Raw genomic sequence first — 3,036 nt, 5'->3', positions numbered from 1 at the left:
TCGTACCCATGACCCCTGCCACTGAAGCCGACTGGGCCACAGAATACTGCGATTTGATCCTCGCCATCAAAGTCGTGCCCGATCTCGATGCCGCCCTGGATCACATTGCCACCTACGGCTCCGGTCACACGGAAGCCATTGTGACTGAGGATGCCGCCACCGCCGCTCGTTTTCTCCAAGAAGTGGATGCTGCTGGTGTCTTTCACAATTGTTCCACCCGCTTTGCCGATGGCTTCCGCTACGGCTTTGGTGCCGAAGTCGGTATCAGTACCCACAAATTACCGCCGCGAGGACCTGTGGGGCTAGAGGGATTAGTGACCTACAAATATCAACTAGTGGGGAATGGCCACATTGTGGCAACCTATAGCGGTGCCAATGCCAAGCCCTTTAGCCATCGCGATTTGGACTCCTAACGAATTTAAGGGATTGTTAAGCCACAGACAAAGCCAATTTTTCTGTTTCAGAATAGAGGTATAGGGCAAGAGTGATTTAGCTACCGTGCAGATGGCAACCTCTGCAAATGTTCTCTACCAAGTCGCTGTTAGCCATGTAGTGCGTACTTTACTCAGTGTCTGAGCAGCCTCTCTTTGCCAACGGCTGATTAAGACTTGGGAATTGCGTGCCGCTAGGTAACTGACAGATTCGTGATAACAAAGGGAGCCAAAAACCGCAAGATGTTCATGGCTCAAACACTGCTGTTGCATCCCCACAGGGACAGCAAACGGCAAAGTCAATAAAACTGAATGTTTAGGAGCATAACAATGACTCAATCCATTCCTAGACCAACCCGTGAAATAACAAATCGGGAAACAGCATTTGTTTTAGAACTGAACTCCTTGAGCTGCAAAGACCTACCACTGGTGGGGGGCAAAAACTCTTCCTTGGGGGAAATGCTCCAACAACTCACTCCCAAAGGTATTAATGTCCCCGATGGTTTTGCCACAACCGCCTATGCCTATCGTTACTTTATTCAAGCGGGGAATCTTGAGACACAACTGCGGCGGCTCCTTGAAGGCCTGGATGTCGAAGATGTCACAGAACTCCACCGCGTGGGTCAGGCGATTCGCTCACTGATTTTGCATACTCCGTTTCCCCCAGAATTGACGGATGCGATTGCTGCCGCCTACCAAAAAATGTGCGATCGCTATGGTCCGAATACGGATGTGGCGGTTCGCTCCAGTGCTACCGCTGAAGATTTGCCCGATGCTAGCTTTGCAGGTCAGCAGGAAACCTACCTCAATGTCCATGGCCTCAAGGGGGTTCTCGATGCCTGTCATCGCTGCTTTGCGTCGCTCTTTACGGATCGGGCAATCTCCTACCGCCAGATCAAGGGCTTTGACCACTTCAATGTGGCGTTGTCAGTGGGAGTGCAAAAAATGGTGCGCTCCGACTTGGCCTGCTCTGGCGTGATGTTCTCGATTGATACAGAAACGGGCTTTAAGGACACGGCTCTCATTACTGCCGCCTATGGCCTGGGTGAAAATGTTGTTCAGGGTGCCGTCAACCCCGATGAATACTTAGTTTTCAAGCCAACTTTGAAGGCGGGCTATAAACCCATCTTGAAAAAAGCCCTCGGCACCAAAGAAATTCGCATGGTCTATGACCTCGGTGGAACGAAGCTGACCCGCAATGAACCGGTACCTGAGACGCTGCGGAAACAATTTGCCCTGACCGATGAGGAAATCCTCACCCTAGGTCGCTGGGCCTGCCTCATTGAGGAGCACTACTCTGCCCTGCGGGGTACTTATACACCCATGGACATTGAGTGGGCAAAAGATGGCATTACGGGTGAACTCTTTATTGTCCAAGCCCGCCCCGAAACCGTCCAATCCCAAAAAGCCAGGAATATCCTGCGCACCTATCATCTCGAAGAAAAAGGGACGCTCCTCGCTACAGGGCGGGCGATCGGTGAAATGATTGGCCAAGGCCGGGCCCGTGTCATTTTGAACGTCAGGAATATCGATCAGTTCCAGGCGGGGGAAGTGCTGGTGACCCACCGCACAGATCCCGACTGGGAGCCAATTATGAAAAAAGCCAGTGCCATTGTCACTGATCAGGGGGGACGCACTTGCCATGCGGCAATCATTGCCCGCGAGCTGGGGATTCCTGCCATTGTTGGTTGTGGTGATGCCACAGAAACAATCCCCAATGGTGCAGCAGTGACGGTCTCCTGTGCAGAAGGGGAAGAGGGGCATGTCTATCAGGGACTGCTGCCCTTCCACGTGCAGGAAGTGGCTCTCGAAAATCTGCCGCGTACCCGCACCCAAATCCTGATGAACGTGGGCAACCCTGAGGAGGCCTTTAGTTTGGCGGCGATTCCCAATGATGGCGTTGGCCTGGCACGCATGGAGTTTATCATTGCCAACCACATTCAGGCTCATCCTTTGGCGCTGCTGCACTACGATGAACTGAAGGATGAGGCAGCAAAGCGGCAAATTGCTGAGCTAACCCAAAACTACAGCGATAAGGCGGAATACTTCGTTGATAAGTTAGCCCAGGGCATTGGGGCGATCGCCGCCGCCTTTTATCCCAAGCCCGTCGTGGTGCGCATGTCCGACTTCAAGAGTAATGAGTATGCCAACCTCTTGGGTGGTCGCCAGTTTGAACCCCATGAAGAAAACCCGATGATTGGTTGGCGGGGGGCTTCCCGTTACTACGACCCCAACTATGCCGAAGGCTTTGCCCTGGAATGCCGCGCCATGAAGAAAGTCCGCGATGAAATGGGTCTGACGAACGTCATCCTGATGATTCCCTTCTGTCGCACCCCAGATGAAGGGCGGCGGGTGCTGGCAGAGATGGCTAAACAGGGGCTGAAGCAGGGGGAAAATGGTCTGCAAGTCTATGTGATGTGTGAACTCCCCAGTAACGTGGTGTTGGCGGATGCCTTTGCTGAGGTCTTTGATGGCTTCTCCATTGGCTCAAATGACCTCACTCAACTCACCCTTGGCTTGGATCGCGATTCGGCCTTGGTGGCGCACTTGTTTGATGAACGCAATGAGGCGGTCAAACGCATGGTGGCGCAAGCCATTCAAACCG

2 protein-coding genes and 1 pseudogene are annotated in these 3,036 nt (G+C 53.0%); 2 read left to right on the top strand and 1 reads right to left on the bottom strand.

Features of this window, described 5'->3' with window-relative positions; translation table 11 throughout:
- A pseudogene (locus H8Q75_RS06290) lies at window positions 1-413 on the top strand (gamma-glutamyl-phosphate reductase); the annotation flags it as partial.
- Between the two features lie 114 nt (window positions 414-527).
- Here the strand turns inward: H8Q75_RS06290 and H8Q75_RS06285 are convergent.
- A complete protein-coding gene (locus H8Q75_RS06285; RefSeq protein ID WP_297040928.1) occupies window positions 528-734 on the bottom strand; it encodes a hypothetical protein in 207 nt (68 codons plus the stop codon).
- Between the two features lie 27 nt (window positions 735-761).
- Here H8Q75_RS06285 and ppsA point away from each other — a divergent pair.
- Window positions 762-3,036 (top strand): phosphoenolpyruvate synthase (ppsA, locus tag H8Q75_RS06280; RefSeq protein WP_297040927.1); only part of this gene is annotated, 2,275 nt, incomplete at its 3' end.

Source organism: Thermosynechococcus sp. OHK43 (assembly GCF_014466085.1).
GTDB lineage: Bacteria > Cyanobacteriota > Cyanobacteriia > Thermosynechococcales > Thermosynechococcaceae > Thermosynechococcus.
This window is presented reverse-complemented; position numbering and strand designations above follow the sequence as displayed.